This window comes from Buttiauxella sp. WJP83 (genome assembly GCF_027594725.1).
Taxonomy (GTDB): Bacteria; Pseudomonadota; Gammaproteobacteria; order Enterobacterales; family Enterobacteriaceae; genus Buttiauxella; species Buttiauxella selenatireducens.
The window spans coordinates 96988-123930 of sequence record NZ_CP110080.1; the positions used below are offsets into that span (position 1 = coordinate 96988).

26 protein-coding genes are annotated in these 26943 nt (G+C 51.6%); 16 read left to right on the forward strand and 10 right to left on the reverse strand.

Features of this window, described 5'->3' with window-relative positions; translation table 11 throughout:
* Nucleotides 1-1563 carry a PTS transporter subunit EIIC gene (locus OH773_RS00425; RefSeq protein ID WP_270142014.1) on the reverse strand — a complete coding sequence of 521 codons (1563 nt, stop codon included), beginning with the start codon at nt 1561-1563 and terminating at the stop codon, nt 1-3.
* Nucleotides 1564-1799: 236 nt separating this feature from the next.
* Between OH773_RS00425 and OH773_RS00430 the strand changes: the two genes are divergently transcribed.
* Entirely contained in the window at nt 1800-3035 is a 1236-nt protein-coding gene (locus OH773_RS00430) for an MFS transporter (protein ID WP_442865693.1), read from the forward strand.
* On the opposite strand, the gene OH773_RS00435 is transcribed toward OH773_RS00430, so the two are convergent.
* Both OH773_RS00435 and OH773_RS00440 read right to left on the reverse strand, forming a co-directional pair.
* Nucleotides 3022-4419, reverse strand: coding sequence for a M24 family metallopeptidase (locus OH773_RS00435; protein ID WP_270142018.1), 1398 nt, complete (start codon nt 4417-4419; stop codon nt 3022-3024). The genes OH773_RS00430 and OH773_RS00435 overlap by 14 nt on opposite strands.
* Before the next feature lie 66 nt (nt 4420-4485).
* Nucleotides 4486-5535, reverse strand: coding sequence for an AI-2E family transporter (locus tag OH773_RS00440; RefSeq protein ID WP_270142020.1), 1050 nt, complete (start codon nt 5533-5535; stop codon nt 4486-4488).
* A gap of 142 nt (nt 5536-5677) precedes the next feature.
* On the opposite strand from OH773_RS00440, the gene OH773_RS00445 reads away from it, so the two are divergent.
* Entirely contained in the window at nt 5678-6901 is a 1224-nt protein-coding gene (locus tag OH773_RS00445) for an MFS transporter (protein WP_270142023.1), read from the forward strand.
* On the opposite strand, the gene OH773_RS00450 is transcribed toward OH773_RS00445, so the two are convergent.
* Both OH773_RS00450 and OH773_RS00455 read right to left on the reverse strand, forming a co-directional pair.
* Nucleotides 6902-7456 (reverse strand): DcrB family lipoprotein, encoded by a 555-nt coding sequence (locus OH773_RS00450; RefSeq protein WP_270142027.1) that lies wholly within the window; start codon nt 7454-7456, stop codon nt 6902-6904. It abuts the gene before it with no gap.
* A 72-nt stretch (nt 7457-7528) separates the two neighbouring features.
* The gene (locus tag OH773_RS00455; protein WP_270142029.1) at nt 7529-8194 is read right to left on the reverse strand and encodes a 7-cyano-7-deazaguanine/7-aminomethyl-7-deazaguanine transporter; all 666 of its coding nucleotides are present in this window, start codon (nt 8192-8194) and stop codon (nt 7529-7531) included.
* A gap of 178 nt (nt 8195-8372) precedes the next feature.
* On the opposite strand from OH773_RS00455, the gene tusA reads away from it, so the two are divergent.
* The 4 genes from tusA (at nt 8373) to OH773_RS00475 (ending at nt 11645) form a co-directional block, all read left to right on the forward strand.
* Nucleotides 8373-8618, forward strand: coding sequence for a sulfurtransferase TusA (gene tusA, locus OH773_RS00460; protein WP_183272130.1), 246 nt, complete (start codon nt 8373-8375; stop codon nt 8616-8618).
* A gap of 198 nt (nt 8619-8816) precedes the next feature.
* A complete protein-coding gene (locus tag OH773_RS00465; RefSeq protein WP_270142031.1) occupies nt 8817-9800 on the forward strand; it encodes a TRAP transporter substrate-binding protein in 984 nt (327 codons plus the stop codon).
* A 34-nt stretch (nt 9801-9834) separates the two neighbouring features.
* Nucleotides 9835-10344, forward strand: coding sequence for a TRAP transporter small permease (locus OH773_RS00470; protein WP_270142033.1), 510 nt, complete (start codon nt 9835-9837; stop codon nt 10342-10344).
* A gap of 14 nt (nt 10345-10358) precedes the next feature.
* Nucleotides 10359-11645, forward strand: coding sequence for a TRAP transporter large permease (locus tag OH773_RS00475; RefSeq protein WP_270142035.1), 1287 nt, complete (start codon nt 10359-10361; stop codon nt 11643-11645).
* A 49-nt stretch (nt 11646-11694) separates the two neighbouring features.
* Here OH773_RS00475 and zntA read toward each other — a convergent pair whose 3' ends face one another.
* Nucleotides 11695-13896, reverse strand: coding sequence for a Zn(II)/Cd(II)/Pb(II) translocating P-type ATPase ZntA (gene zntA, locus OH773_RS00480; protein WP_270142037.1), 2202 nt, complete (start codon nt 13894-13896; stop codon nt 11695-11697).
* Between the two features lie 106 nt (nt 13897-14002).
* Complete coding sequence (locus tag OH773_RS00485; protein ID WP_270142039.1) at nt 14003-14629, reverse strand: lysoplasmalogenase; 627 nt, start codon at nt 14627-14629, stop codon at nt 14003-14005.
* Between the two features lie 107 nt (nt 14630-14736).
* On the opposite strand from OH773_RS00485, the gene OH773_RS00490 reads away from it, so the two are divergent.
* A complete protein-coding gene (locus OH773_RS00490; protein ID WP_270142041.1) occupies nt 14737-15093 on the forward strand; it encodes a DUF2500 domain-containing protein in 357 nt (118 codons plus the stop codon).
* Nucleotides 15094-15095: 2 nt separating this feature from the next.
* Here OH773_RS00490 and OH773_RS00495 read toward each other — a convergent pair whose 3' ends face one another.
* Together OH773_RS00495 and rsmD are read right to left on the reverse strand one after the other, a co-directional pair.
* The gene (locus tag OH773_RS00495) at nt 15096-15365 is read right to left on the reverse strand and encodes a DUF1145 family protein (protein ID WP_183272137.1); all 270 of its coding nucleotides are present in this window, start codon (nt 15363-15365) and stop codon (nt 15096-15098) included.
* A gap of 11 nt (nt 15366-15376) precedes the next feature.
* Entirely contained in the window at nt 15377-15952 is a 576-nt protein-coding gene (rsmD, locus tag OH773_RS00500) for a 16S rRNA (guanine(966)-N(2))-methyltransferase (RefSeq protein ID WP_270142043.1), read from the reverse strand.
* 159 nt (nt 15953-16111) lie between these two features.
* Between rsmD and ftsY the strand changes: the two genes are divergently transcribed.
* The 5 genes from ftsY (at nt 16112) to OH773_RS00525 (ending at nt 21892) form a co-directional block, all read left to right on the forward strand.
* Nucleotides 16112-17731 (forward strand): signal recognition particle-docking protein FtsY, encoded by a 1620-nt coding sequence (gene ftsY / locus OH773_RS00505; protein WP_270142045.1) that lies wholly within the window; start codon nt 16112-16114, stop codon nt 17729-17731.
* A 2-nt stretch (nt 17732-17733) separates the two neighbouring features.
* A complete protein-coding gene (gene ftsE / locus OH773_RS00510) occupies nt 17734-18402 on the forward strand; it encodes a cell division ATP-binding protein FtsE (protein ID WP_016538586.1) in 669 nt (222 codons plus the stop codon).
* Complete coding sequence (ftsX, locus tag OH773_RS00515) at nt 18395-19450, forward strand: permease-like cell division protein FtsX (RefSeq protein WP_270142050.1); 1056 nt, start codon at nt 18395-18397, stop codon at nt 19448-19450. Before ftsE ends, ftsX begins: the two co-directional genes overlap by 8 nt.
* 258 nt (nt 19451-19708) lie before the next feature.
* Nucleotides 19709-20563 (forward strand): RNA polymerase sigma factor RpoH, encoded by an 855-nt coding sequence (gene rpoH / locus OH773_RS00520; protein ID WP_183272141.1) that lies wholly within the window; start codon nt 19709-19711, stop codon nt 20561-20563.
* Between the two features lie 225 nt (nt 20564-20788).
* On the forward strand, nt 20789-21892 hold the full coding sequence (locus OH773_RS00525) for a branched-chain amino acid ABC transporter substrate-binding protein (RefSeq protein ID WP_270142052.1): 1104 nt from the start codon (nt 20789-20791) through the stop codon (nt 21890-21892).
* A gap of 88 nt (nt 21893-21980) precedes the next feature.
* On the opposite strand, the gene panM is transcribed toward OH773_RS00525, so the two are convergent.
* Entirely contained in the window at nt 21981-22361 is a 381-nt protein-coding gene (gene panM / locus OH773_RS00530) for an aspartate 1-decarboxylase autocleavage activator PanM (RefSeq protein ID WP_270142054.1), read from the reverse strand.
* Nucleotides 22362-22780: 419 nt separating this feature from the next.
* Between panM and livK the strand changes: the two genes are divergently transcribed.
* From livK to livG, 4 genes are all read left to right on the forward strand, one after another.
* Nucleotides 22781-23890: a high-affinity branched-chain amino acid ABC transporter substrate-binding protein LivK gene (gene livK, locus OH773_RS00535; protein ID WP_270142056.1), complete on the forward strand. Its 1110-nt coding sequence runs from the start codon at nt 22781-22783 to the stop codon at nt 23888-23890.
* Between the two features lie 71 nt (nt 23891-23961).
* Complete coding sequence (gene livH, locus OH773_RS00540; protein WP_270142058.1) at nt 23962-24888, forward strand: high-affinity branched-chain amino acid ABC transporter permease LivH; 927 nt, start codon at nt 23962-23964, stop codon at nt 24886-24888.
* Nucleotides 24885-26171: a high-affinity branched-chain amino acid ABC transporter permease LivM gene (locus tag OH773_RS00545; RefSeq protein ID WP_270142060.1), complete on the forward strand. Its 1287-nt coding sequence runs from the start codon at nt 24885-24887 to the stop codon at nt 26169-26171. The genes livH and OH773_RS00545 overlap by 4 nt, the downstream gene beginning before the upstream one ends.
* The gene (gene livG, locus OH773_RS00550; RefSeq protein ID WP_183272148.1) at nt 26168-26935 is read left to right on the forward strand and encodes a high-affinity branched-chain amino acid ABC transporter ATP-binding protein LivG; all 768 of its coding nucleotides are present in this window, start codon (nt 26168-26170) and stop codon (nt 26933-26935) included. Before OH773_RS00545 ends, livG begins: the two co-directional genes overlap by 4 nt.
* The last annotated feature ends 8 nt before the right edge of the window (nt 26936-26943 follow it).

Here is a 26943-nt window from a genome sequence, read left to right on the forward strand (position 1 = left end):
TTATTTCTCCTGTTTGGCCATGGCATCGTCCACCGCGTTGCGGACGAACTCAACATGCGGGCCGAAAACAACATGAATATGGTTACTGGACGGAATAAAGGTACCCAGCGCTCCTGCTTCTTTCAGAATTGCCATATCCAGTTTCTTTTGATCGGCAAGGTCAATACGCAAGCGGGATACGCAGTTCTCGACGCGTTTAATATTGCTTTTGCCACCAAGACCTTCCACGACCAGCGCGGCGACTTTGTCATACTCTTTATTGTTCAAGAGGGTACTGTCGCCCATATCACTTTCGCGGCCCGGCGTTTTAATATCGAACTTGCGAATGGCGAAACGGAAGACAAAATAGAACACCACAAAGTTAACGATGCCCAGCAGAATAAGGTTGAGCCACTGAGTGTGTTCATACATCAGACCAAAGATGCCAAAGTCAAAAATAGTGCCACGAATATAGCCCACGGAAACATCAAGCATCTGAAGCGGGATAGTCAGCAGGCCACACAACACGGCGTAAACAATAAACAGCTTCGGTGCAATAAACAGGAAGGAGAATTCCAGTGGTTCGGTGACATTCCCGAGCACCGCGGTTAATACCACCGTCAGGATCATGCCTTTGGCGAACTTTCTGTTCTTCATGTAGGCCATGTGGTACATCGCAAGGCCGATAGCAGGAACACGGAACAAGGTTGTCAGCATTTGCGAAGACGCAAGATAGCTGGTCAGCGTTGGCATATATTCTTTCCACGCTGGATGGTTTGGCCCTAATTCAAACAGGATTTTATTCATTGCCGGCAAGATACCGACATAAGTTTGCCCATCAATTAAGTAGGTCCCCCCGGCTGCGGTAAAGCGAACGGTAGAGCTTAAAACATGGTGTAAACCGAAGGGGATTAACAGACGATTGAGCGTCATATAGATCCCGGCACCAATATCCGGCGCCATCATGACCGTCGAAAGGCTGTTCATTCCGGCGGTAAACAAATCCCAGATGAAGGGAATGGCCAGGCCGACAGGGATGGTAAAAGCAATGGATAGAATGGCGACGGATTTTTTACCGCTGAAAAAGGCAAAGGCCAGCGGTAACTGTAAACGGTAATATTTATCCGTTATTTTTGCCGCCAGGAGGCCTGCGATAATGCCGCCAAGCGCCTCGATCTTCAACGTCTGGATCCCCAGCACCATGCCTTGCCCAACCAGCGATAAATCCCCTTTCGCAAGCTGGCCTGCCAGTTTTAAGTGCACGTGCATTGAAATCAACAGCGTGAGATAGGCCACAACGGAGGCAAAAACGGCGATGCCTTTTTCTTTTTTCGACATGCCATAAGCGACACCCATCGCAAAAAGCAGAGGGATATTTTGGAATACCACGCTGCTGATTAAACCAAGCGATGAGAGCAAGTCTTTAAAAATGGCGTTACCTAAAAAAGGTAACTTTTCAATCATATAGTTCTGGCCAAGCGCGCTACAAATGCCCATAACCATGCCGACAGGTGCCAGCACAGCAATAGGTAATAGCAACGACCGTCCGAACGTTTGTATTTCATTCTTAAAATTAGCGTTCATAGACTCATCCTGAAGTGTTGTCTGCGATACATAAGACACGTTATCGGCATGAGCGAGCAAGGCCAAAAACTGGGCTGATTCAGGCGCAAGATTTGCCCTTAACTGGGGAGGGGCGGAAATTCGATTTGCGATAGCCAGACTAAGTGTTAATTCATGTGGCATTGTTATATGTACGACTTTATTCTCTCTCCACTCTGGACGGCCAATGACAATAATACGGAGATGACTTTGTGAATATGGATATGGCGCCCTCGGCATCCCGGCGGGCATTTCACTACGCTCCGTTTCGTCATTTGTTTTTTGCCCGTCTGCTGACGGTGCTGGGAAATGGTATTGCGCCCATTGCTCTGGCTTTTGCTGTGCTCGACATGGGTGGCACCGCCGCCGATTTGGGCATCGTTATCGCAGCGCGTTCTATTTTCAACGTGGCTTTTTTGCTGATTGGCGGAGTGCTTGCCGATCGCTACTCCCGAAGCAAAGTTCTGCTCTATTCATCCGTTATCGCGGCAATCTCTCAGGCGATTGTGGCTTTTTTAGTGCTGGATGGCTCTGCCACGATCATTCTGCTCGCGGTGCTGGGCGCTATAAATGGTGCGGCGGCGGGCACCTCGTTGCCCGCTTCGCAAGCTATGGTTCCACAAACTGTACCCGTTCACTGCCTACGGGAAGCCAATGCCTTCATTCAGTTGGGCATTTACGGCGGGACGGTGATTGGTGCATCACTAGGCGGTGTTCTCACAAGCTTGACTGGGCCTGGTTGGGGATTGGCAGTGGATGCCTTAGGATTTGCCGCGTCAGCACCTCTTTACCTGATGATTCGCACAAGCTTTGCGCAACCTCTGGAATCAAAATCTAATATTCTGCAGGATTTGAAAGAGGGTTGGGCAGAGTTCATTTCGCGCACTTGGGTCTGGGCAATCGTCGTGCAATTTACCCTCGTTAATGCGGCATTTAGCGGTGTGATGATGGTGCTCGGCCCGGTCGTGGCGGATTCCACATTTGGCCGTGCGGGCTGGGGAATGGCCATCGCTGCACAAAGCGTTGGCCTTATCGCAGGTTCGTTTATTGCACTTCGCTGGCGGCCCCGGCGCGATTTATTCATCGGCACCATGTTGGTGGTGTTTTGCGCAGGGCCGATTACTGTTTTGGCGCTCATTCCATCGACGCCCGCTCTGATGGCCGCGTTCTTCATCGCAGGCGTAGGTTTTGGGTTGTTCGGCGTGGTATGGGCGCAATCTCTGCAAACCCATATCCCGCCGGAAAAACTCGCACGCGTATATGCCTATGATGCGTTGGGGTCTTTCGTGGCTATTCCCGTTGGCGAGCTTGCCGCAGGCCCGCTGGCGATGCACTACGGAAACACCCGCGTTTTATTAGTCTCAGCCGTTGTTGTCGTGATTGCGACAGTTGCCGCAAGTTTTGTGCCTGCTATCAGACGGCTCGACAACTCGGTACACATCAAAGAGACCTGACCAAAGCCGAGGATTTGTTGAACAGCCAGGGCCGTAAATATCCCACCGTGTTGGATAACGGCAACACATCGTCGTGAAGGTGGAGATGTAATACGTCCCGAATGTAGGCCCGGCGGTTTTGAATGCGCTGCCAAAGTTCTGGATACTGCGTGGCGAGTTGCAGGCGCAGAGGCTCGTCCGCAAGCGCAACGGTGTCTTCAATACTCGCTCCCGCGTACCCCTTACGCGACGGGATGATGTCGATTTGCAGTAGCATTCCGCTGGATAAACGAATGTCCGATGATGGATAAACAGGTGAACAGAGCCACTCTTCATCAGCCACTAAATGCCCTGGGTTCAGGTGCCAGTGATATTCGTCTTTTGGCAAAACACGCTCAATCAGTTCATACACTTCATGGCCTTTCACACCGACGCGCATATGCTCAAGCCAGCTCACAACGGCGCGATAGTAGGGAATGGCGACCACATCGAGATAGTCCTGCACTTCAGCCGGCAGTTCATCGGCGTGGTTAACGACATACGCCGCCCGGCTGGTTAAACCGCCCTTGTAGCTGACGGTTAATGAAAATTTATCGCCTTGCTTGATCTGTTTATCCGAGGGATACAAATTGGCCTTCTCAAAACGATCGCCCGTCGCGGCGATAGTGACGACGTTATTGGGTTGCCCGTCGGCGGCCAGCAGCGCGGCAATCGATTTTTCGGTTTTACCCAACTCAATCGCATTCAGTGCCGTCAGCATCGCACTCGAGGCCAGGTTAGCACCGTATTCGTAATGTGCGATTTCATTGGCGTTATTAATGATTCGTGCACCATCGCGTGGCGAAATAAACAGGCTCGTGGCGTTGAGAAGTTCGCATGACGCTGAAAGGGCCGTCTGGATCGCCTGGAAGATAAAGGTGGGAATATCAAACATTGACGTGTTGTTGCCGGTGCCGGTGAACAATTTCCAGCCCGCGATGCCGACACGCTGCTGTTCGTGAAGCCCAGCCTGTTGCAGCACTTCACTCAGCGTGAGTGCGGTGTCCATCGGCTGGTTGGGCAGTGAAAACCACGGTGCGTGTACCGCTTTTGCCGGAATTCTGGAATGCGGTACGAGTTTGAGATTTTCATTGCCGAGAACCAGAACCGCTTCGCCGCTTTTATGCAGTACCAGCAAACCCTCTTCAAAGCGCGGGATGAATCCCGTCAGATATTCAAAATTCCCACCATGTTCTTTGTCTGCGTAGACGATTAACGCATCCAGATTTTGTCGCGCCATACCCTGCAAAATTTTGTGTAAGCGCTCCTGAATCGTCTGGTCATTTAATACAACGCTTGTTATTCCCGGGTAAATGTCCGGTTGTTTGATGGGGGTCAGCATAATCGGCGAATGTGTTTGCGGCATGGGTCTGTAACTCCTTTTTATTGTTCCCGGAATGTACCTTAACTTACCACCACGCAAATAGTGAGCCTATCCCGGCAATCGACTTTTGGGACGCCCAGGGCCCAGTAATACTGCCAGCTTGCCGCCGCCGTGCGTGGTTTCCATCAGAATTTTACACACGCTGGTGAGAGGGACTGAAAGTAACATCCCAACCGGGCCGAGTAGCCAGCCCCAAAACAGCAACGACAAGAACACCACGAAGGTCGACATCCCGAGGCCGCGGCCCATCATGCGCGGCTCAACGATATTCCCCAGCACCATATGCACCGCAAGGAACAGCCCGCCCACCAGAACCATTTCGTAGGTTCCGTTAAACAAAAATGCCTGAATCATTGGCGGTATCGCGGAAATCACCGAGCCAATGTTGGGGATGTAATTTAGCAAGAAGCCGAGCACGCCCCACATCAGGGAAAATTGCACGCCTAACAGTTCCAGCCCAAGCCAGATAATCAGTCCTGTCCACAGGCTTATCAGTGTTTTTAGCGCCAGGTAATGCGTGACGCCTTTGAGTGCTCGGTGCAAGCTGGCGATATGAATTTTCGGATTGGACAGGGCGAAGCGCAACTTATACGGAACGTGGCGTACCTCGAACAACATGAACACGACGGTCATCACTAGAAGAAGAATGCTGGCCATCGCGCCTGAAAGGCCGGTCATCAGCGTCGTGGCATAAGCCATCACTTTCTCTGAATCCATGCGCTGCAACATGCGTTCTGGCGATAATCTCAGATGCATAAATGGCAGCATTTTTTCGAGATCGGATACCTTCTGCGTCAGCATCTTGCTGTATTTAGGCAGCAAGTCGATGAAATCGCTCATTGATGCAGCCAACACGCCAACCAGCATTGTCAGCACCACTAACATGGCAAATACGACAATGGATATTGCCAATGGCCTGTTCACTCCCCGACGAATAAACCAGGTGACCAGCGGGTTAAGCACAATGGCGAAGAAAAGTGCCAGCAAGAGCTGGACGATGATGTCTGCCGCGGCATGAATCCCGGCAAGAATAATCACCAGTGCGGCCAGTTTTAGCAGAATGTGAAGCCCAGTTTTATCGGGTTCTGGAGAGGGCATGGAGAGATCCTGTGTGCGAGGGATCCTTTCAGTGTAGCGCCTCGTTTATTTCTTACTCGCAGGGCAAGTCTGAAAGTCTGTGGCTGAAATGTGAAACCCGAAGTGGGTATACTGGGGAACGCTGTTTTAAAAGTGAATGAGCATGCCTGACCTCACACCCGCCCCCGCCGTAAGCAGTTTCCGTCTCAATCTACAGATTGTCTCTGTAGTGATGTTCAATTTTGCCAGCTACATGACGATTGGCCTGCCGCTCGCGGTGCTACCCGGTTACGTTCACGACGTGATGGGATACAGCGCGTTTTGGGCGGGGTTGGTGATAAGTCTTCAGTATTTCGCCACTTTGCTGAGTCGTCCACACGCCGGGCGTTACGCGGATATTCTGGGCCCGAAAAAAATCGTCATCTTCGGCTTATGCGGCTGTTTCCTGAGTGGCGCGAGCTACATGCTGGCGGCGTTTGGCAGCGCATGGCCGCTCGTGAGCCTGGTGCTGCTCTGTTTTGGCCGCGTGATTCTGGGGATAGGGCAAAGTTTTGCAGGCACCGGTTCAACGCTTTGGGGCGTCGGCGTGGTGGGGTCGTTGCATATTGGGCGAGTGATTTCCTGGAACGGCATTGTCACTTACGGTGCGATGGCGATGGGCGCACCGCTGGGAGTGCTGATCTACCATTTTGGCAGGCTTGAGTTGTTAGCCGGAATGGTTATGGCGGTCGCGCTGGTGGCGGTGCTGCTGGCACTTCCTCGTCCTGCGGTGAAAGCCAGCAAAAGCAAGCCGCTGCCATTTCGTGCGGTGCTCGGGCGCGTCTGGCCATACGGTATGGCATTAGCGCTGGCATCGGCAGGTTTTGGGGTTATCGCCACCTTTATCACGCTGTTTTACGATGCCAAAGGATGGGACGGTGCGGCCTTTGCGCTAACTCTGTTTAGCTGTGCATTTGTAGGGACTCGCTTGCTTTTCCCAAACGGAATTAACCGGTTCGGCGGTCTGAATGTGGCGATGATTTGCTTCTCGGTCGAGATAATCGGGTTACTGCTGGTCGGTTTTGCGGTCGTCCCATGGATGGCAAAAGCAGGTACATTTCTGACCGGGGCGGGCTTCTCGCTCGTGTTCCCGGCGCTGGGTGTGGTGGCAGTAAAAAGGGTACCGCAACAAAATCAGGGCAGTGCGCTGGCCACTTACACCGTGTTTATGGACTTATCGCTGGGGATTACCGGGCCACTGGCTGGATTTATGATGGCTTACGCGGGGGTATCGATGATTTATCTGGCTGCTGCGGCACTGGTCTTTATCGCATTGCTTATGGCGTGGAAGCTAAAAAAAAGGCCCCCGATTGAGCAACCGGAGGCCATGTCATCGTCCCAACAATAATTACTTGATGGTGATGGTATTAATGATGTTTTCAGCGGCAGTTTGCGCCAGTTGCTGATTATCAGCAGGCAGGGTGATCTGCATCGTTAACAGCTGATTATCGACCTTACCCAGAATAACGGATGAGTAAGCGGTCTGGCCTTTTGCCGAGATAATGCTGTCTAACTGTTGCAGAGTATGGCCTTTGATCTCGATGGATTTATTGGTCACAACTTGCAACTGTGGATCACGGGCACGCTGTTGATCTTCAAGGCGTTTCGCCAGAGCGGCTAAATCGTCAGGCGTGTTCTCGCCGACAATCACAATCACGGCTTTTTGGCCAGTGGCATCAGAATAGACGTGCATGTTATTTGCCTGAGTGCCCAGTTTACCGCTCTGGTCAGTCATATCGGCAGGCAGTGCAAAGCTGATTTTCCCATCCAGCAAACTTACCGGCTGACCGCTAGCTGATGCTGCCGCTTCATTAGTCGTTGCCGTTTTGCTGTCGTTGTTATCGCAAGCGGCCAGGCCCAATACCAGCAGGCCGATACCGACATATTTTACCAGGTTACCCATGACTTCTTCCTTTATGTTAGCCAGCCTTTGCGGCCTATCTCAGCATCTTATCACAAGATAATTCAACCACGGTCAACCCGGCTGCAACGCCGAATTTTCAGATTTTTCTGCGAGCCGTTTCAACAACATATTCAGCAGTACGCCATACATTGGCAAGAAGAATACGATGCTGATGAGCACTTTAAAGCAGTAATCAACGATAGCGATTTCGACCCAATGCTGCGCCATAAACACGTCCGGGCTGCGCCAGAAGGCGATGAAGAAGAAGGACAGCGTGTCGCTGATGTTGCCTAAAAATGTAGATGCTGTCGGTGCAAGCCACCAGTAGCGACTTTGACGCAGGCGGTTAAATACGTGTACATCCAGGATCTGCCCAAGGGCATAAGCCATAAAGCTGGCGACAGCGATACGGGCGACAAACAGGTTAAAGTGCGTTAACGCTTCAAACCCTTGCCAGGTGCCCATATAAAAGAGCGCAGAAATACCGTAGGAAATAATCAGCGCAGGCAGCATCACGGCGAAAATAATCCGTCGTGCCAAAGGTGCGCCAAAGATACGTACCGTCAGGTCAGTCGCGAGGAAGATAAAAGGAAAACTAAACGCGCCCCAAGTGGTGTGGAAACCCAATACCGACACCGGTAATTGCACCAGATAGTTACTGGAAGTGATCACCAGCAAATGGAATAGCGATAGCCAGAACAGCGCTTTAGTGCGCTGAATAGAATTGAACTGCGTCATATTGTAGCCTTTTTAGTGTGATGGGGTGAGGGAACCCAGTTACTGCTTTTGAAAGCGGGGCGATGATACTGTTTTAGTCTGTCATTGCAACGGTTAATTTTAGCGCAATCGTTCACGTCACTTGCGCGATAATTTGCCGGGGGTAAACTAGCGCGGTTTGTTAAATGTGAGACCGCTCATGACCGATTTGTTCGCCAATCCTGACCACACGCTAGATGCCATGGGCCTGCGCTGCCCGGAACCCGTAATGATGGTGCGCAAAACTGTCCGCAATATGCAGGCTGGTGAAACGCTGCTGGTCATTGCCGACGACCCCGCGACGACGCGCGACATCCCCGGATTTTGCATTTTTATGGAGCATGAGCTGCTGGCTAAACAAGTAGAATCATTGCCTTACCAGTATTTGCTGCGCAAAGGCCAGTAACTGCGCGATAGCCCTTTGCTCCCCGCTTTGGGCTTCTGAACCCTCTTTGCATCTCCGCTGAACCTCAATTTCATTTTTTGTCACTTTTTGTGAAGCGCTTCACCCATGCTTTTCTCCACGTAGTCTAATTTTTAATCGATTAATTAAAACATTGTTTTATTTCTTCCCCTAAAATTCTACCTCTGCTGGAGCGACACAATGAAGAAGACCTTTCTGCCTGCTTTTGCTGGTTTATGTTTGTCTACCGCGTCAGTTCTGTTTGCGCCCTCTGTGTTGGCACAAGTGATAAAAGCTGCCGACGTCCATCCAGAAGGTTATCCAAATGTGGTCGCGGTTCAGCATATGGGTGAAAAACTTAAGCAAGAAACCAATGGGGACATGGAGATCAAAGTTTTCCCAAGCGGCGTGCTCGGGGATGAAAAACAGTTGATTGAGCAAGCGCAGATGGGGGCAATCGATATGATCCGTGTGTCGATGGCTCCCGTTGCTGCCATTCTTCCGGATGTTGAAGTCTTCACCCTCCCGTATGTATTCCGCGATGAAGATCATATGCATAAAGTGATCGATGGCTCCCTGGGTCAACAAATTGGCGACAAGCTGACGAATAACCCGAAATCCCGGCTGGTGTTCCTTGGCTGGATGGACTCCGGCACTCGTAACCTGATTACTAAAAATCCTGTTGTGAAGCCGGAAGATCTTAAAGGTATGAAAATCCGCGTGCAGGGCAGCCCTGTCGCACTGGCAACACTCAAAGACATGGGGGCAAACTCAGTGGCTATGGGCGTGAGTGAAGTGTATAGCGGGATGCAAACTGGAGTTATCGATGGCGCAGAAAACAACCCGCCAACATTTATTGCCCACAACTACATGCCCGTTGCCAAAAACTACACTCTGAGCGGTCACTTTATCACCCCTGAAATGCTGCTTTATTCCAAAGTGAAGTGGGACAAATTAACGCCTGATCAGCAGCAAAAAATCCTCAAACTGGCGCGTGAAACGCAAATGGAACAGCGTGAACTGTGGAATGCCTACAACAAACAAGCACTGGAAAAAATGAAAGCGGGTGGCGTTCAGTTCCACGAAATCGATAAAGCATGGTTTGTAAAAGCGACTGAGCCGGTTCGTAAGGAATACGGTGATAAGCATCAGGATCTGATGAAAGCCATCGCCGATGTTCAATAACTTTTGTCGCTAACGCTTTCGTGGAGGGCATCTTATGTCCCAACGCTACTCAGATTTGATGGATAAAGTTTATTTGCTGGCGATGATTGTTGCCGGACTGTCTCTGCTCGTCATGACCATTATTATTCCGATTGGGATTTTCTCGCGCTATGTCCTGAACCGTGGTGAGTCCTGGCCGGAACCGGTGGCGATAATCTGCATGGTGACCTTCACGTTTATCGGCGCGGCGGTGAGTTATCGCGCCGGTTCGCACATTGCCGTGAATATGCTGACAGACCGCTTGCCGCTCTCATGGCAGACGTTTTGTGCGCGCATTGTCGATGTGCTGATGCTGATCATTTCGTTGGTCATTTTCTATTACAGCTTCTACCTGTGCGCCGATTTGTGGGAGCAACCTGTTGCAGAATTTCCACTCCTCACGTCTGGCCAAACCTACCTTCCGCTGCCCATAGGCGCAATTGTACTGATTCTGTTTGTTGTCGAGCGTTTGCTGTTTGGCACTCAAGAGAACCGTCCAGTCGTGTTGCTGGGTAATCACGGTTAAAACCAGGGGATAACATGGACGCATTTATTTTATTAGCAACACTTGCGGTACTGCTTGCGGTGGGAATGCCTGTAGCCTTTGCCGTTGGGCTAAGCGCCATTGTGGGTGCGTTATGGATAGATTTGCCGCTGGAAGCGATCATGATTCAAATCACCAGCGGGGTAAACAAATTTACCCTGCTGGCGATCCCGTTCTTCATTCTGGCTGGGGCGATAATGGCTGAAGGGGGTATTGCCCGTCGCCTGGTAAACTTTGCTTATATCTTCGTGGGGTTTATTCGCGGAGGGTTGTCGTTGGTGAATATCGTCGCCTCCACGTTCTTCGGGGCGATTTCAGGATCGTCGGTAGCGGATACCGCTTCCATCGGTAGCGTGATGATCCCAGAAATGGAGAAAAAGGGTTATCCACGCGAATATGCAGCGGCCGTCACGGCAAGTGGATCGGTGCAGGCGATTTTGATCCCGCCCAGTCACAACTCGGTGATTTACTCACTGGCGGCAGGAGGCACGGTATCTATTGCCACGCTGTTTATCGCCGGAGTGTTGCCGGGATTGTTGCTTGGTTTTTGCCTGATGGTGATGTGCCTGGGTTTTGCCCATAAACGTGGTTACCCGAAAGGCGAACGCATCCCCTTTAAACAAGCCGTGAAAATTTTGTTCGACGCACTGTGGGGGTTGATGACAGTCGTCATTATTCTCGGTGGGATTCTGTCTGGGGTATTTACCGCAACAGAGTCGGCGGCAGTAGCCTGCGTTTGGGCGTTCTTCGTGACCATGTTTATCTACCGTGACTACAAGTGGTGCGAATTGCCAAAGCTGATGTTCCGCACGGTAAAAACCGTTTCTATCGTAATGATTCTGATTGGTTTTGCCTCGGCGTTCGGCGCAGTCATGACTTACATGCAGTTGCCTTCGCGTATCACGGACTTCTTCACGTCGCTGTCTGACAATAAGTATGTGATTCTGATGTATATCAACATCATGTTGCTGCTGATTGGCACGTTGATGGATATGGCACCGATTATCCTGATCCTCACACCCGTATTATTGCCAGTGACCAATTCGTTGGGTATCGACCCGGTTCATTTCGGCATGATAATGATGGTGAACCTTGGCATTGGCTTGATCACACCACCTGTGGGTTCGGTGCTCTTTGTTGCCAGCGCCGTGAGTAAACAGAAAATAGAAGTGGTGGTACGCGCTATGCTGCCGTTTTACGGCATATTGCTGGTGGTGCTGGGGTTGGTGACCTACATTCCGGCAGTTTCGTTGTGGCTGCCACATGCGTTAGGAATGAATTAATTCCTTCATAGCTAAGGTCGGGTGAGCGTGTCACGTCACCCGACTTTTTTTATGACTTCTTACGCAACAGGCGCAAAGCATTCGCTGTAACCAGCGCCGTCGCACCAGAATCGGCCAACACGGCAAGCCATAACCCCGTAATGCCCAGCAATGTGGTGACCAGGAAAATCCCTTTCAGACCCAATGCAATAGTGATGTTCTGGCGAATATTATTATGTGTTGCCCTAGCCAGATTAATCATTCCGGCAAGCTCAGTCAGACGGTTGTGCGTCAGGGCCGCATCGGCGGTTTCGAGTGCGACATCCGTGCCGCTACCCATGGCGATACCGATGGTTGCTGCTTTCATGGCTGGTGCATCGTTGATGCCATCACCCACCATCGCAAGCGATGAACGGGCGTTGAGTTCATTGACTGCGCTGACTTTATCGGCTGGCAGCAGACTGGCGCGGTAATCCATCCCCAATTCTTGCGCGATTGCCGCCGCCGCTCGCGGGTTATCGCCGGTTAACATCACGCTTTGAACCCCGATTTTTTGCAGGTCAGCGACTGCCTGTTTGGCGTCGCGGCGTAGGGTATCGCGTAGTGCAATCACGCCGAGTAAGCGATTTTGCTGCACCACGGTAATGACCGTTTGGCCTTCAGCCTCAAGCTGGGTAATGCGCTGGTGCCAGGTGGCGTCGAGAACGTTTTCCGTGAGTTTGCCAGGCGCGCTCAGTAACAGCGTTTCGCCGTTAATCGTTGCTTCGACCCCGATCCCTGCTAACGCCCTGTGGGCGCTGGCGTTCGGCAATGTCAGCTCGCGGCTTTGCGCTTCACGCACAATGGCTTGCGCTAACGGGTGTGAGGAACCGAATTCTACGGCAGCCGCGAGGGCCAATAGCGCGTTTTCGCTAAGTTCACCCTGCGCTTTAATGGTTGTGACCTGCGGTTTACCTGCGGTCAATGTGCCGGTTTTATCGAAAGCAATATGCTGAATTTTACCCAATCGTTCGAGTGCCGCCCCGCCTTTGATTAATGCACCGCGCCGAGCAGCGGCTGCCAGTCCGGAGGTAATCGCCGCTGGGGTAGAGATCACCAGCGCACATGGGCAGCCAATCAGTAACAACGCCAACCCTTTGTAAATCCACTCATCCCAGCTCTGCCCGAAAAACAGGGGAGGAATAATCGCTGCGAGTAGCGCGATCCCCATAATGATGGGTGTGTATATCCGACTGAAACGGTCGATAAAGCGTTCTATCGGCGCACGGCGCTCATCCGCTTCTTCAATTAAACGCAGGATGCGGTCAATGGCGCTGTCGCCTGGTTCGGAAATCACTTCCATCTGCACCAGCCTGTCGACACTGGTGCTGCCCGCAGGCACTTTTTCATCTTGTTGGCGTTCGACCGGAATGGACTCTCCGGTTAGTGCGCTTTCATCAAAACTGGCAAAGGGTGTTAAAAGTCGACCATCCGCAGGCAAACGCCCACCGGCAGCCACTTCGATAACATCGCCCGGGCGTAAATCGCCAAGAGCGACAGTTTCTCGTTCACCGTTGCGAATGCGGGTGGCGACTTCGGGTTTTAGCGCCATTAATGCGCTCACACCACGGCGCGCGCGGCTGGCGGCGTAAGATTCCAGACGTTCGCCAATTAAGAATAGCAACAGTACCATCGCCGCTTCGGCCGTCGCGCCGATGAACAGCGCGCCAATGGCCGCGACGCTCATTAAGGTTTCGATGGCAAACCAGTTACCGCTGCGTATCAGGCGCACCGCCTGGCGGGCTATCGGCCACAAGCCAACCAGCGTGGTGGCGATAAACGCCATGTTGCCAAATGGATGGTTAAATTGCTCAAGACCCCAGCTCAGCGCCATCATGACTATCAGCAAAATGAGCGGTAAGTTTTCCTTTAGGCTGGATGTTTTCGGGGCCGGAGCGGTGCTGTTTCTCAGGTTGTAGCCAGCGGCTTTAACCGCTTTTTCAACCTGTGGGCGAATATCACTCCCGGCAGTCACCATGAGTTTTTGCGTGGCGAAAAGCACCTGGACGCGCTGTACATCAGCCAATTGTTTTACCGCATTTTCAACTTTGCGGGCACAGGCGGCGCAATCCATACCATCAACCAGCCAGCTATAGCGCTCGCCGGTATCTGGGATCGTCTCCATTTCTGGTTCTGCAGAGCAGGCATCATTGTTACAGCAGGAGGATGTTTGTGCAGGCAATGGACTTAATTTTGCCTTAGCAAATTGCGGTGGTTTAGGGGAGTTGAGCATATGCCCTCCTGGGTAATGATAATGTTCTCATTACCCATGTTACTCTCTGGAGTTGACTCCAGAGTCAAGAGGGAAGTTCGATGGGCGGAAAAAACCGCCCGACAGGTCAGATATACAACGCGCGGACAATCATAAAGTGGCCCGCAAAATAGCAGGCAGCGGCAATGGCGCTGTCACCGGTAAAGCGGCGGCGGTAATGGCTACCTAACCAAACAATATTACCTAACAGCAGCAGTGTCGCGCCGACAAAGGCCGAGAAGCTTGGGCGCGTTGGCAAGTAGAAATACAGCTCACCTGCAAGCCACACCATCACAAGCGTCATGCCGATAAACGTCAGAATCGGCCAGCGGAACGTCTCGAGGCGCGTCCAGATTACCGCCACTAATAAAGCCCCGACAATTAACAACGCCAGCGGTAAAGGCCAGAACAAACTAAAGGTCATCTGGCTGGCAAAATAGAGGGTATACAGCAGGTGTGAGAGGAAAAATGCCCCGATTGCGTACAGCATGCGCTGAGTTGGCAGCAACGTTAGCGCGTCGCCCAGTAGCGTGGCCAGAAGGCCGGCAACAATTAAATATCCCGTCGCGTTAAACATCGGCGCTTGCCAGGCCAGCAGCAGCAAAAGGAGCAGGGTGACGGGTTTAAAGACCCAGCGTTGCCAGGTTGGACCACGATAGGAGGCATCTACATACAGCCATCCGGAAAAGAATACAGCGATAAAAGACCAAAGCATGGCGAGTCCCTTGTCTGTTAGTTAATCTACCGTAAAGTTTAAGCTTAATGACAATTTCCTGAACGGCAGGGTATTCTTAAAAGTGCCTGACAAATCGAGATAAATCCATGAGTAAAATGCCACTTTTCTTCATTACCGTCGTGGCGATCATCGTCGTTGCAGCATCGTTTCGCTTTGTGCAGCAGCGCCGCCAGAATGCGGAAAATGATGCTGCCCCCGTGATGCAAAGAAGCGTCCAGGTCACGACAAAACGTGAAACACCGACCAATGAAAGACGCTCAAGGCAACGCCAGGTGACCCCGGTTGAAGATACGATGCGCTATGAGATCTGGTTTCGCCCACAAAGTGGAGGCCTGGAGCTGAAAATGCGAGTAACGGCAGGGCAATACCACTCGGTGAGCGTAGGTGATAAAGGCATGTTGCAGTACAAAGGGACGCGCTTTGTTGGCTTCATCCCTGAGTGATTTTATTTGCCCTGACGGAGTTTTTTCTGCCAGACCAACAGTTCAAATACACCAAAGATGAAAATCTTAATTTGTTGAGCACGGCTCAGCGGTGGGGCGTCTTTCGGCTGGGTCGATTTCAACAACGCCAATTGCATCCCGTGCATCAACACGGTGAAGACCAGCGCGACGTTAACAAAGATATTCAGCGGCCGCGGGAACGGATGGAAAATATTTAATAGCAAAAATCCCCAGACGCCCAGCATCAGCAAACGGCCTATATTAATTAGCATGACATCGCTCCTTAAATTTCACGACTAAATAAACGGTAAGCGACCTGTCCTGCGACTTTTTCACGATGCAGCGACCAGCTTGCTGGTACCGCGGGCATGCCGTTTTCAACTTCACTTTCAACATAAATCAGTGCTTCATCTGCCAGCCAGCCATTGCTCTCTAACAGCGCTAATGTCTCGTCCAGCAACCCTTTGCGAAATGGCGGATCAACAAACACGATAGTGTGCGGTTCGCCAGGCTGTGCCAGGAAATTGAGCGTATTGGTATTCACCACCTTCCCATTATCTGCTTTTAGCGTGGCGAGATTTTTTTGCAGCTGTTGTGAAACATGGCGGTCCATCTCCAGCAGCGTTGCACGGCTTGCGTAGCGTGATAACGCTTCAAGCCCCAGCGCACCGCTTCCGGCAAAACAATCCAGCACCGTGGCGTCAACCATCGTTGGTGCCAGCCAGTTAAACAACGTTTCACGCACCCTGTCCGTCGTTGGACGCAGGCCTGGGCTGTCAGGGACGGGCAGTTTACGGCCGCGCCATTGGCCGCCAATTATACGGATCTGGCCTGTGCCAGTAGATTGCGGTTTTTTCATGAGACTCACTGCGATGCAATTTCTTGCCGTCTAGTGTAACGGTGTGTGTAAAGCGGGGAAAGTGATAGACTAATGCATTCATTGATAATTATTTTCAGTGCCCGTGGCAAGCTCAATCGGGCCTGTGCCATGAATTAACAGCGAGGAGTGTGTTCGCAAATGGCGAAAGAGAAAAAACGTGGCTTTTTTTCATGGCTAGGCTTTGGCCAGAAAGAGCAGGCTTCTGAACAAGAACCAGAACAAAAAGTAGCTGAAGAACAATCGGTTGTAGAAGAAGCTGTTGAGCAGGTTACTGAGCCTGAACAACCGCAAGCGACCGAAGAAACTGCACAGCCAGAAGAAGCAAAGCCAGAAATCCAAACTGAGGTTCAACCTGAAATTCAGCCAGAAACGCTGACTGATGTTGAACCCGTTGTGCTTGATAAGCACGAAGAACCAGAAGCCTTCGCAGAAGAGATCGTCGACGTCACTGAAAAACTCGCTGAAAGCGAAACGCAGGTGGCTGAGCCAGAAATCACCCCAGAGCCTGAGTCGGAAGTCACGGCGCAAGTTGCTGTTGAGCATGAAGAATTACCGGTTCAAGAAGATCTCACACCTGAGATTGTGCAGGAACAGCAGGCAGAAGAGTGGCAGCCAGAACACGAACCCGTGGTGGTTGAAACTGAGGTTGAAACGTTTGTTGAACCTGAAGAAGTCGCCATTCTTGCGGTAGAAGACGTTGTTGTCGAAGAAGAGTTGATTGAAGCGATTCCTGTTGCCGCCGATGCCGTTGAAGACGTGCCGGTCGAGCTGGAACCAGAAGAAGCCGAAGAAATTCAGGCTGAAGAAGAGCTCCAACAAGAACAAGAGAAACCAACCAAAGAAGGTTTCTTTGCGCGCCTCAAACGCAGCTTAATAAAGACCAAACAGAACCTCGGTTCCGGATTTATCAGTCTGTTCCGTGGCAAGAAAATCGATGATGATCTGTTTGAAGAGCTCGAAGAGCAGTTGCTTATCGCCGATGTGGGTGTCGAAACGACGCGCAAAATCATCGCCAATCTGACAGAAGGTGCGAGCCGCAAAGAGTTGCGTGACGCCGAAGCGTTATACGGCCTGCTGAAAGAAGAGATGGGCGAAATTCTGGCGAAAGTCGATGAGCCGCTGAACGTTGAAGGCAAAACTCCGTTTGTTATCTTAATGGTGGGCGTCAACGGGGTGGGTAAAACCACGACTATCGGCAAACTGGCGCGTCAGTTCCAGCAAGAAGGCAAATCTGTCATGCTGGCCGCGGGCGATACGTTCCGTGCCGCAGCGGTTGAGCAGCTCCAGGTTTGGGGCCAGCGCAATAACATTCCGGTGGTCGCTCAACACACGGGTGCCGACTCCGCGTCTGTGATTTTCGATGCGATTCAGGCGGCGAAAGCGCGCAACGTCGATGTTCTTTTGGCGGATACAGCAGGGCGTTTGCAGAACAAAGCGCACCTGATGGAAGAGCTGAAGAAAATCGTCCGTGTCATGAAAAAACTGGACGTAGACGCACCGCATGAGGTTATGCTCACTCTCGATGCCAGCACGGGTCAGAACGCGATTAGCCAGGCTAAATTGTTCCATGAAGCCGTTGGATTGACAGGCATTACGCTAACCAAACTGGATGGTACAGCCAAAGGCGGCGTGATTTTCTCCGTTGCCGATCAGTTTGGTATTCCGATTCGCTACATTGGCGTCGGCGAGCGTATTGAGGACTTGCGTCCGTTTAATGCGGGCGATTTTATTGAGGCACTTTTTGCCCGAGAGGATTAACCATGATTCGCTTTGAACACGTTAGTAAGGCCTATCTCGGCGGGAGACAAGCGTTGCAGGGAGTGACTTTCCATATGCAACCAGGCGAGATGGCTTTTCTGACCGGTCACTCAGGAGCCGGGAAAAGTACCCTGCTCAAGCTTATCTGCGGTATTGAGCGGCCAAGTGCCGGCAAGATCTCTTTTGGCGGTCATGACATTAGCCGCCTCAAGAGCCGCGAAGTGCCGTTCCTTCGTCGCCAGATTGGTATGATCTTCCAGGATCACCATTTGTTGATGGACAGAACTGTATACGACAACGTAGCTATCCCGCTGATCATCGCGGGTGCTAGCGGCGAAGATATTCGCCGCCGCGTTAGCGCGGCACTGGATAAAGTCGGCCTGCTCGATAAAGCGAAGAATTTCCCAATCCAACTCTCGGGTGGTGAACAACAGCGCGTGGGTATTGCACGTGCTGTTGTAAATAAGCCTGCGGTCCTGTTGGCGGATGAACCGACCGGTAACCTTGATGATGCGCTCTCAGAAGGGATTTTACGTCTGTTCGAGGAGTTTAACCGCGTTGGGGTGACGGTTCTGATGGCGACGCACGATATGGGGCTGATTTCTCGCCGTAATTATCGCATGTTGACCCTAAGTGACGGCCATTTGCATGGAGGCCTTGCAGGTGAATAAACGCAGCGCGCTCAATCACATAAAGCGCTTCAGCAACAAGCTGGATAAAATCAACTCGCTCAATAAGTTAGGGGATTTAGGCCGTTCGGTGAAAAAACGCGGCAAAGGTCCTCAATCGAAAAGCAAATCTCTTAAGGGCGGCGTGAATGAGCAGTTCCGCTATGCCTGGCAGGGCGCTTTGCAGGATTTGCGTAGCAAGCCATTAGCCACTTTCCTGACGGTCATGGTTATTGCCATCTCCCTGACGTTGCCTAGCGTGTGCTACATCGTTTACAAGAACGTCAATCAGGCCGCCACACAGTATTATCCTTCCCCGCAAATCACGGTTTATCTCGATAAAGCGCTTGATGATAATGCCGCGCAGCAAGTTGTGGGCGCGATTCAGGCGGAAGAGGGCGTCGATAAAGTTAATTATCTTTCGCGTGACGAAGCGCTTGGCGAGTTCCGTAACTGGTCGGGCTTTGGTGGCGCGCTGGATATGCTGGAAGAAAACCCGCTGCCCGCTGTCGCGGTGGTGAATCCAAAACTGGATTTCCAGACTACCGACCATCTGAATACGTTGCGCGATCGCGTGGCGCGGATAAACGGTGTCGATGAAGTCCGTATGGATGACAGTTGGTTCGCCCGTCTTGCCTCGCTGACGGGTCTTGTAGGCCGCGTGGCTGCAATGATTGGTGTTCTGATGGTTGCGGCGGTGTTTTTGGTGATTGGTAACAGCGTACGCCTGAGCATCTTTGCTCGTCGCGATACCATCAACGTGCAAAAACTGATCGGTGCCACAGATGGATTTATTCTGCGCCCGTTCCTCTATGGCGGTGCGCTGTTAGGGTTCAGCGGTGCGTTCCTGTCGCTTATCTTGTCTGAAATTTTGGTGTTACGTTTGTCCTCTGCGGTGACTGAAGTTGCACAAGTGTTTGGCACTAAGTTTGATCTCACAGGCTTAGGATTCGACGAATGTCTTCTGCTGTTGCTGGTCGCTTCCATGAGCGGCTGGTTGGCTGCCTGGATCGCAACCGTGCAACATTTACGTCGTTTTACCCCAGAGTAAAATTTTTTTGGTATACTTGTCCCCTGCTACGAAGTACCCGTCAGCAGGGGACACGCTCCCACCTCGGTTATGTGTTTCTCCTGCCCAGTTTCATAGCTCTGTCACATTTTGTGTGTAATACATGCACAGCTTTACAGTGAACTTGTGGATAGCATCACTGTCTGAGTTTACTGTGAGTGGTACGGTTTGGCGCTTGACGTGGAGTCAGGTGCAGCACGGTGTAGCAACCTGTACGTTAGTCTCTAAGAGAGGGTTTGAATGACCAAAGAAATGCAAAATTTAGCTCTAGCCCCTGTTGGTAACCTGGAATCTTATATCCGGGCCGCTAACTCCTGGCCGATGTTGACGGCTGAGGAAGAGAAGGAGCTGGCTGAAAAGCTGCATTACCAGGGCGATCTGGAAGCAGCGAAAAGGCTGATCCTGTCTCACCTGCGCTTTGTTGTTCATATCGCTCGTAATTATTCGGGCTATGGCTTACCGCAGGCTGACTTGATTCAGGAAGGTAACATCGGCCTGATGAAGGCTGTACGTCGCTTTAACCCTGAAGTGGGTGTCCGTCTGGTGTCGTTTGCCGTGCACTGGATCAAAGCTGAAATTCACGAATACGTGCTGCGTAACTGGCGTATTGTGAAAGTGGCAACCACTAAAGCACAACGTAAGTTGTTCTTTAACCTGCGTAAAACAAAACAACGTCTGGGTTGGTTCAACCAGGATGAAGTTGAAATGGTCGCCAACGAGCTGGGTGTTTCCAGCAAAGATGTCCGTGAGATGGAATCTCGCATGGCGGCGCAGGACATGACGTTTGACATGGGTAATGACGACGACTCAGACAGCGCGCCAATGGCTCCAGTGCTGTTCTTGCAGGATAAGTCTTCTAACTTTGCCGATGGCATCGAAGACGACAACTGGGAATCACACGCGGCTGATAAACTCAGCGATGCGATGATGGGCCTGGATGAGCGTAGTCAGGATATTATCCGTGCACGTTGGCTTGATGAAGACAACAAAAGCACGCTGCAAGAACTTGCCGACCGCTACGGCGTCTCCGCTGAGCGTGTGCGCCAGCTTGAAAAGAACGCCATGAAAAAACTGCGCATGGCCATCGAAGCGTAAGTTCTTCAGCCAGACATAAAAACCGCCTTTTTTAGGGCGGTTTTTTTATGCCCGTCACTTTCCCTTCCTCATGTGAAAAAATTGTTATTCCAAAAGCCGCAAATTCGGGTATGTTTTTAGCACGGAGTGCGGCGAAGGCCTGCGCGGTTATCTCCACCTCAAAAATAAAACAGTGCCAAAACAACACAACAAATACCAATCACAACAAGAATGGGGATTCTCAGGATGAATATGAAGGGCAAAGCATTATTGGCTGGTTGTATTGCGCTTGCGATGAGCAACGCGGCATTTGCTAAGGACATTAAAGTTGCGGTAGTTGGGGCGATGTCTGGCCCTGTTGCACAATATGGCGACCAGGAATTTACCGGTGCAGAACAAGCGGTTGCTGATATTAATGCCAAAGGCGGTATCAAAGGCGACAAACTGGTTATCACCAAATATGACGATGCTTGTGACCCGAAACAAGCGGTAGCCGTCGCCAACAAAGTGGTAAACGATGGCATCAAATATGTTATCGGCCACCTGTGCTCCTCTTCCACTCAGCCTGCGTCTGATATTTACGAAGACGAAGGTATTCTGATGATTACACCTGCGGCAACGGCTCCAGAGCTGACCGCGCGTGGTTATAAACTGACAATGCGTACCACCGGTCTGGACTCTGATCAGGGCCCAACGGCTGCAAAATACATTCTTGAGCATGTAAAACCGAAAAATATCGCGGTCATTCATGACAAACAACAGTACGGCGAAGGCCTGGCTCGCTCTGTTCAGGACAACCTGAAAAAAGCCGGCGCGAACGTGGTGTTCTTTGACGGTATCACCGCAGGTGAGAAAGATTTCTCCACGCTGGTTGCGCGTCTGAAGAAAGAAAACATCGATTTCGTGTATTACGGTGGTTATCACCCAGAAATGGGTCAGATCCTGCGTCAGTCTCGCGCGGCAGGCCTGAAAACCCAATTCATGGGACCAGAAGGCGTGGCGAACGTTTCTCTGTCTAACATTGCCGGCGAATCTGCTGAAGGCATGTTAGTCACCAAACCGAAGAACTACGACCAGGTTCCTGCGAACAAACCGGTTGTAGATGCGATTAAAGCGAAGAAACAAGATCCAAGCGGTGCTTTCGTGTGGACGACTTACGCGGCACTGCAATCGCTGGCAGCGGGTCTGAACAAGTCAGAAGATCCTGCTGAAATCGCTAAATACCTGAAAGGCAGCTCGGTTGAAACCGTAATGGGGCCATTGAGCTGGGATGAGAAAGGCGATCTGAAAGGCTTTGAGTTCGGCGTGTTTACCTGGCATGCGAACGGCACGGCGACTGACGCTAAGTAATTTTCCCCCTCACCCTAACCCTCTCCCTCAGGGAGAGGGGACTGGATCGGTTTCCTCCCTCTCCTGGGGGAGAGGGCCGGGGTGAGGGCTACTTCTCCCAACCACCCGTCTGAGCTTTAAATCCTGTCACCAGCATAAACGCCGTCATAACGTCACGGTCTTCCACACCGACGTCGCTCATCCACCATCGGGTGATGTCAGGATTATTACGAATCACCTCTTCCACTAAATATTGTCCAACGCCACGGCGGCGCGTAATTTCCCGCACCCGCAGCGAATCTAAAGCGCCTTCAGAATCAGCCAGTGTGACGCGAACCGCGCCCAGTAGCCTGTCGTTAAATTTTGCAGCGTAAATACGATGAGTATCACTGAGGGTCAGAGAAGCGCTGGAATATTCCGGCCAGATCTTTGCAAGATCGATCTCATCCTGAGCACTACACTCAAACAGACGAATGATGGTGAGTTTCATAAGCGAGCTAACCAAAAAGCGGGAAAACCCCGAGTGTAACCAATTTATTTGCGTCAGACGCTTTATCTTTTATCTGCCATATACCAGACGATTAATTTTTGCGTCAAACATATACCAGCTTGATAAGTGGTGGATTGAAAAATGGTCAGTATAAAACCCTAAAACCTAGTGTTTTATTCCGCTCTTTGTACCGCTATTTTATGCTGAAAATGCTGCTTTTTTTTGTTTAACTATGAGCAAATACAGAATAATATCTTTGCTTAATAGCCTGAAAAATAGAGAGTTTAGCCTTAAATATTGTAAATATTAACGCTAAGCCCTTAACGGCGCTCATAAAAATGGTTAAAGGTTAAAAAATGCACAGCATGCTTTTTAACCATAATAAAACCACAAAATCACGAGAAATGGGGATTCAAAGAATGAAGGTAAACGCGAAGACATTACTCGCCGGGTTTGTTGCTTTGGCGGTGTCTCACGCGGCAACAGCGGCAGACATTAAAGTTGCCGTTGTTGGTGCAATGTCAGGGCCGGTTGCGCAGTGGGGCGATATGGAGTTCAACGGTGCGCGCCAGGCGATCAAAGACATCAATGCCAAGGGCGGCATTAAAGGCGACAAACTTGTTGCCGTTGAATACGACGATGCTTGTGATCCAAAACAAGCCGTTGCGGTTGCCAACAAAATCGTGAACGACGGTGTGCGCTATGTTATCGGCCACCTTTGCTCCTCTTCAACTCAGCCTGCGTCTGATATCTATGAAGACGAAGGCATCCTAATGATCACGCCAGGTGCGACTAACCCAGAGCTGACAAGCCGCGGCTACAAAATGATTATGCGTACCGCAGGCCTGGATTCATCCCAGGGCCCGACGGCGTCTAAATACATTCTTGAAACCGTTAAGCCGCAGCGCATCGCTATCATTCATGATAAGCAGCAATACGGTGAAGGTCTGGCGCGTTCTGTACAAGATGGCCTGAAAAAAGGCGGGGCGAATATCGTCTTCTTCGACGGTATCACCGCAGGGGATAAAGACTTCTCTACGCTGGTTGCGCGTCTGCAGAAAGAAAATATCGATTTCGTCTACTACGGTGGCTACTACCCGGAAATGGGCCAGATCCTGCGTCAGGCACGTGCGGTTGGCCTGAAAACCCAGTTTATGGGACCAGAAGGTGTGGGTAACGCATCCTTGTCCAACATTGCGGGTGCAGCGGGCGAAGGCATGTTAGTCACCATGCCAAAACGCTATGACCAGGACCCAGCGAACAAAGCTATCGTGGATGAGCTGAAAGCTGAGAAGAAAGATCCAAGCGGCCCGTACGTGTGGATCACTTACGCAGCGGTGCAATCTCTGGCAACTGCCCTTGAGCGTACTGGTAGCGAAGAACCTGCAGATTTAATCAAAGATTTAAAAGCAAACGGTGCGAAAACCGTGATTGGGCCGCTGAACTGGGATGAGAAAGGCGATCTTAAAGGATTTGAATTTGGTGTCTTCCAGTGGCATGCCGACGGTTCTTCTTCCGTAGCGAAGTAAACCCCAGGCAATTCTGGGTCATCCCACCTCCCCGGAGTGCTATGCCGGGGAGGAATAAATAAGGTTATTGTATGTCCGAGCAGTTCCTCTACTTCCTGCAGCAGATGTTTAACGGCGTCACGCTGGGCAGCACCTACGCGCTGATAGCCATCGGTTACACCATGGTTTACGGCATCATTGGCATGATCAACTTCGCCCACGGCGAGGTCTACATGATTGGCAGCTACGTCTCGTTTATGATCATCGCCGCGCTGATGATGCTAGGCATTGATGTGGGCTGGATGCTGGTCGGAGCCGGTTTCATTGGCGCAATTATTATCGCCAGTGCTTATGGCTGGAGCATCGAGCGCGTCGCGTATAAACCCGTACGTAATTCTAAGCGTCTGATTGCATTGATCTCCGCCATCGGTATGTCCATCTTCCTGCAAAACTACGTCAGCCTCACAGAAGGTTCGCGTGACATCGCACTGCCAAGCCTGTTTAACGGCCAGTGGGTTGTCGGTGCCAGCGAAAGCTTCACCGCAACCATTACCACCATGCAGTTAGTGATTTGGGTAGTGACATTCCTTGCCATGCTAGCGCTGACACTCTTCATCCGTTATTCGCGTATGGGCCGTGCCTGCCGTGCGTGTGCAGAAGATTTGAAAATGGCGAGTCTGCTCGGCATTAACACCGACCGCGTTATCTCGCTGACCTTTGTGATTGGTGCGGCAATGGCGGCGGTTGCGGGCGTTTTGCTCGGCCAGTTCTACGGCGTCATTAACCCGTATATCGGCTTTATGGCCGGTATGAAAGCCTTCACCGCCGCGGTACTTGGCGGCATCGGCAGTATTCCGGGTGCGATGATTGGCGGCCTGATCTTAGGTGTTGCGGAAGCGCTGACCTCTGCGTATCTGAGTACTGAATATAAAGATGTGGTTTCCTTTGCGCTGCTGATTGTCGTCCTGCTGGTGATGCCTACCGGTATCCTGGGCCGTCCGGAGGTAGAAAAAGTATGAAACCGATGCATGTTGTTTTAGCACTCCTTTCGGCGGCTATCTTCTTCGTTCTGGCTGGCGTCTTTATGGGCGTTCAACTGAGCCTGGACGGCACCAAACTTGTGGTTAACAGCGCGGAATCTGTGCGCTGGCAATGGGTTCTGATTGGTACGGCGATTGTCTTCGTCTTCCAGTTGTTGCGTCCTGCATTCCAGAAAGGCATGAAAAAAGTGTCTGGGCCAAAGTTTGTGCTGCCTGCATTAGACGGCTCAACCCCCAAACAGAAACTGTTCCTGCTGGCGCTGTTGGTACTGGCTGTGGCGTGGCCATTCGTGGTTTCACGCGGCACGGTGGATATCGCCACGCTGACGATGATCTACATTATTCTCGGCCTCGGCCTGAACGTGGTGGTCGGTTTATCGGGCTTGCTGGTGCTGGGCTACGGCGGCTTCTACGCCATCGGTGCGTACACCTTTGCGCTGCTCAACCATTATTACGGACTGGGATTCTGGACGTGCTTGCCTATCGCGGGCCTGGTGTCTGCGGCGGCAGGTTTCCTACTGGGCTTCCCGGTGCTGCGTTTACGCGGTGACTATCTGGCGATTGTGACGCTCGGTTTCGGTGAAATCGTCCGTATTCTATTGCTCAATAACACCGAAATTACCGGTGGGCCGAACGGTATTAGCCAGATTCCAAAGCCAACGCTGTTTGGACTGGAGTTCAGCCGCAGCGCGCGTGAAGGCGGTTGGGATACTTTCAGCAACTTCTTCAACGTTGCCTATAACCCCGGCGACCGCATTATCTTCCTGTACCTCGTCGCGCTTTTGCTGGTCGTGTTGTCGCTGTTTGTGATTAACCGCCTGCTGCGTATGCCGCTGGGTCGTGCGTGGGAAGCGTTGCGTGAAGATGAAATTGCCTGCCGTTCACTGGGTCTGAACCCAACGCGTATTAAGCTGACGGCCTTTACCATCAGCGCCGCGTTTGCCGGTTTTGCCGGTACGCTGTTTGCTGCACGTCAGGGCTTTGTGAGCCCGGAATCGTTCACCTTTGCCGAATCTGCCTTTGTGTTGGCGATTGTGGTGCTGGGCGGCATGGGCTCGCAGTTTGCCGTTATCCTTGCCGCTATCCTGCTGGTGGTTTCGCGTGAGCTGATGCGTGATCTGAACGAATACAGCATGTTGGTGCTCGGTGGCCTGATGGTGCTGATGATGATCTGGCGTCCGCAAGGTTTGCTGCCAATGACACGTCCGCAGTTGAAGCTGAAGAAAGAACAAGTGGAACAAGTCAAAGGAGAGCAGGCATGAGTCAGCCATTGTTATCCGTAAACGGCCTGATGATGCGTTTCGGCGGTCTGCTCGCCGTAAACAATGTTTCTCTGGAACTGCATCCTCAAGAAATTGTGTCGTTAATTGGCCCAAACGGTGCCGGTAAAACGACAGTATTCAACTGCCTGACCGGTTTTTATAAACCATCAGGCGGCACCATTATGCTGCGTGACCAGCATCTTGAAGGACTTCCTGGCCAACAAATTGCGCGCATGGGCGTGGTGCGGACTTTCCAGCACGTTCGCCTGTTCCGTGAAATGACCGTGATTGAAAACTTGCTGGTGGCTCAACATCAGCAGCTGAAAACCGGCGTGTTCTCCGGCTTGCTGAAAACCCCGGCATTCCGCCGTTCACAAAGCGAAGCGCTGGACCGTGCCGCGACCTGGCTTGAGCGTATTGGTCTGCTTGAACAGGCTAACCGCCAGGCAAGCAATCTGGCGTATGGCGATCAGCGTCGTCTTGAGATTGCGCGCTGTATGGTGACGCAGCCAGAAATCCTGATGCTTGATGAACCTGCCGCAGGTCTTAACCCGAAAGAAACGCACGAGCTCGATGAGTTAATCATGGAGTTACGTAACCACCACAACACCACCGTGCTGTTAATTGAGCATGACATGAAACTGGTGATGGGCATTTCTGACAGGATTTACGTGGTGAACCAGGGGACGCCGCTTGCGAACGGCACACCGGAACAAATCCGTAATAACCCTGACGTCATCCGCGCCTATTTGGGCGAAGCATAAGAATGGGC

What these genes read in the sequence shown, in the direction of transcription:
- OH773_RS00425 (WP_270142014.1), bottom strand. Translation starts at nt 1,563, where the DNA reads ATGAACGCTAATTTTAAGAATGAAATACAAACGTTCGGACGGTCGTTG.
- OH773_RS00430 (WP_442865693.1), top strand. Translation starts at nt 1,800, where the DNA reads ATGGATATGGCGCCCTCGGCATCCCGGCGGGCATTTCACTACGCTCCG.
- OH773_RS00435 (WP_270142018.1), bottom strand. Translation starts at nt 4,419, where the DNA reads ATGCCGCAAACACATTCGCCGATTATGCTGACCCCCATCAAACAACCG.
- OH773_RS00440 (WP_270142020.1), bottom strand. Translation starts at nt 5,535, where the DNA reads ATGCCCTCTCCAGAACCCGATAAAACTGGGCTTCACATTCTGCTAAAA.
- OH773_RS00445 (WP_270142023.1), top strand. Translation starts at nt 5,678, where the DNA reads ATGCCTGACCTCACACCCGCCCCCGCCGTAAGCAGTTTCCGTCTCAAT.
- OH773_RS00450 (WP_270142027.1), bottom strand. Translation starts at nt 7,456, where the DNA reads ATGGGTAACCTGGTAAAATATGTCGGTATCGGCCTGCTGGTATTGGGC.
- OH773_RS00455 (WP_270142029.1), bottom strand. Translation starts at nt 8,194, where the DNA reads ATGACGCAGTTCAATTCTATTCAGCGCACTAAAGCGCTGTTCTGGCTA.
- tusA (WP_183272130.1), top strand. Translation starts at nt 8,373, where the DNA reads ATGACCGATTTGTTCGCCAATCCTGACCACACGCTAGATGCCATGGGC.
- OH773_RS00465 (WP_270142031.1), top strand. Translation starts at nt 8,817, where the DNA reads ATGAAGAAGACCTTTCTGCCTGCTTTTGCTGGTTTATGTTTGTCTACC.
- OH773_RS00470 (WP_270142033.1), top strand. Translation starts at nt 9,835, where the DNA reads ATGTCCCAACGCTACTCAGATTTGATGGATAAAGTTTATTTGCTGGCG.
- OH773_RS00475 (WP_270142035.1), top strand. Translation starts at nt 10,359, where the DNA reads ATGGACGCATTTATTTTATTAGCAACACTTGCGGTACTGCTTGCGGTG.
- zntA (WP_270142037.1), bottom strand. Translation starts at nt 13,896, where the DNA reads ATGCTCAACTCCCCTAAACCACCGCAATTTGCTAAGGCAAAATTAAGT.
- OH773_RS00485 (WP_270142039.1), bottom strand. Translation starts at nt 14,629, where the DNA reads ATGCTTTGGTCTTTTATCGCTGTATTCTTTTCCGGATGGCTGTATGTA.
- OH773_RS00490 (WP_270142041.1), top strand. Translation starts at nt 14,737, where the DNA reads ATGAGTAAAATGCCACTTTTCTTCATTACCGTCGTGGCGATCATCGTC.
- OH773_RS00495 (WP_183272137.1), bottom strand. Translation starts at nt 15,365, where the DNA reads ATGCTAATTAATATAGGCCGTTTGCTGATGCTGGGCGTCTGGGGATTT.
- rsmD (WP_270142043.1), bottom strand. Translation starts at nt 15,952, where the DNA reads ATGAAAAAACCGCAATCTACTGGCACAGGCCAGATCCGTATAATTGGC.
- ftsY (WP_270142045.1), top strand. Translation starts at nt 16,112, where the DNA reads ATGGCGAAAGAGAAAAAACGTGGCTTTTTTTCATGGCTAGGCTTTGGC.
- ftsE (WP_016538586.1), top strand. Translation starts at nt 17,734, where the DNA reads ATGATTCGCTTTGAACACGTTAGTAAGGCCTATCTCGGCGGGAGACAA.
- rpoH (WP_183272141.1), top strand. Translation starts at nt 19,709, where the DNA reads ATGACCAAAGAAATGCAAAATTTAGCTCTAGCCCCTGTTGGTAACCTG.
- OH773_RS00525 (WP_270142052.1), top strand. Translation starts at nt 20,789, where the DNA reads ATGAATATGAAGGGCAAAGCATTATTGGCTGGTTGTATTGCGCTTGCG.
- panM (WP_270142054.1), bottom strand. Translation starts at nt 22,361, where the DNA reads ATGAAACTCACCATCATTCGTCTGTTTGAGTGTAGTGCTCAGGATGAG.
- livK (WP_270142056.1), top strand. Translation starts at nt 22,781, where the DNA reads ATGAAGGTAAACGCGAAGACATTACTCGCCGGGTTTGTTGCTTTGGCG.
- livH (WP_270142058.1), top strand. Translation starts at nt 23,962, where the DNA reads ATGTCCGAGCAGTTCCTCTACTTCCTGCAGCAGATGTTTAACGGCGTC.
- OH773_RS00545 (WP_270142060.1), top strand. Translation starts at nt 24,885, where the DNA reads ATGAAACCGATGCATGTTGTTTTAGCACTCCTTTCGGCGGCTATCTTC.
- livG (WP_183272148.1), top strand. Translation starts at nt 26,168, where the DNA reads ATGAGTCAGCCATTGTTATCCGTAAACGGCCTGATGATGCGTTTCGGC.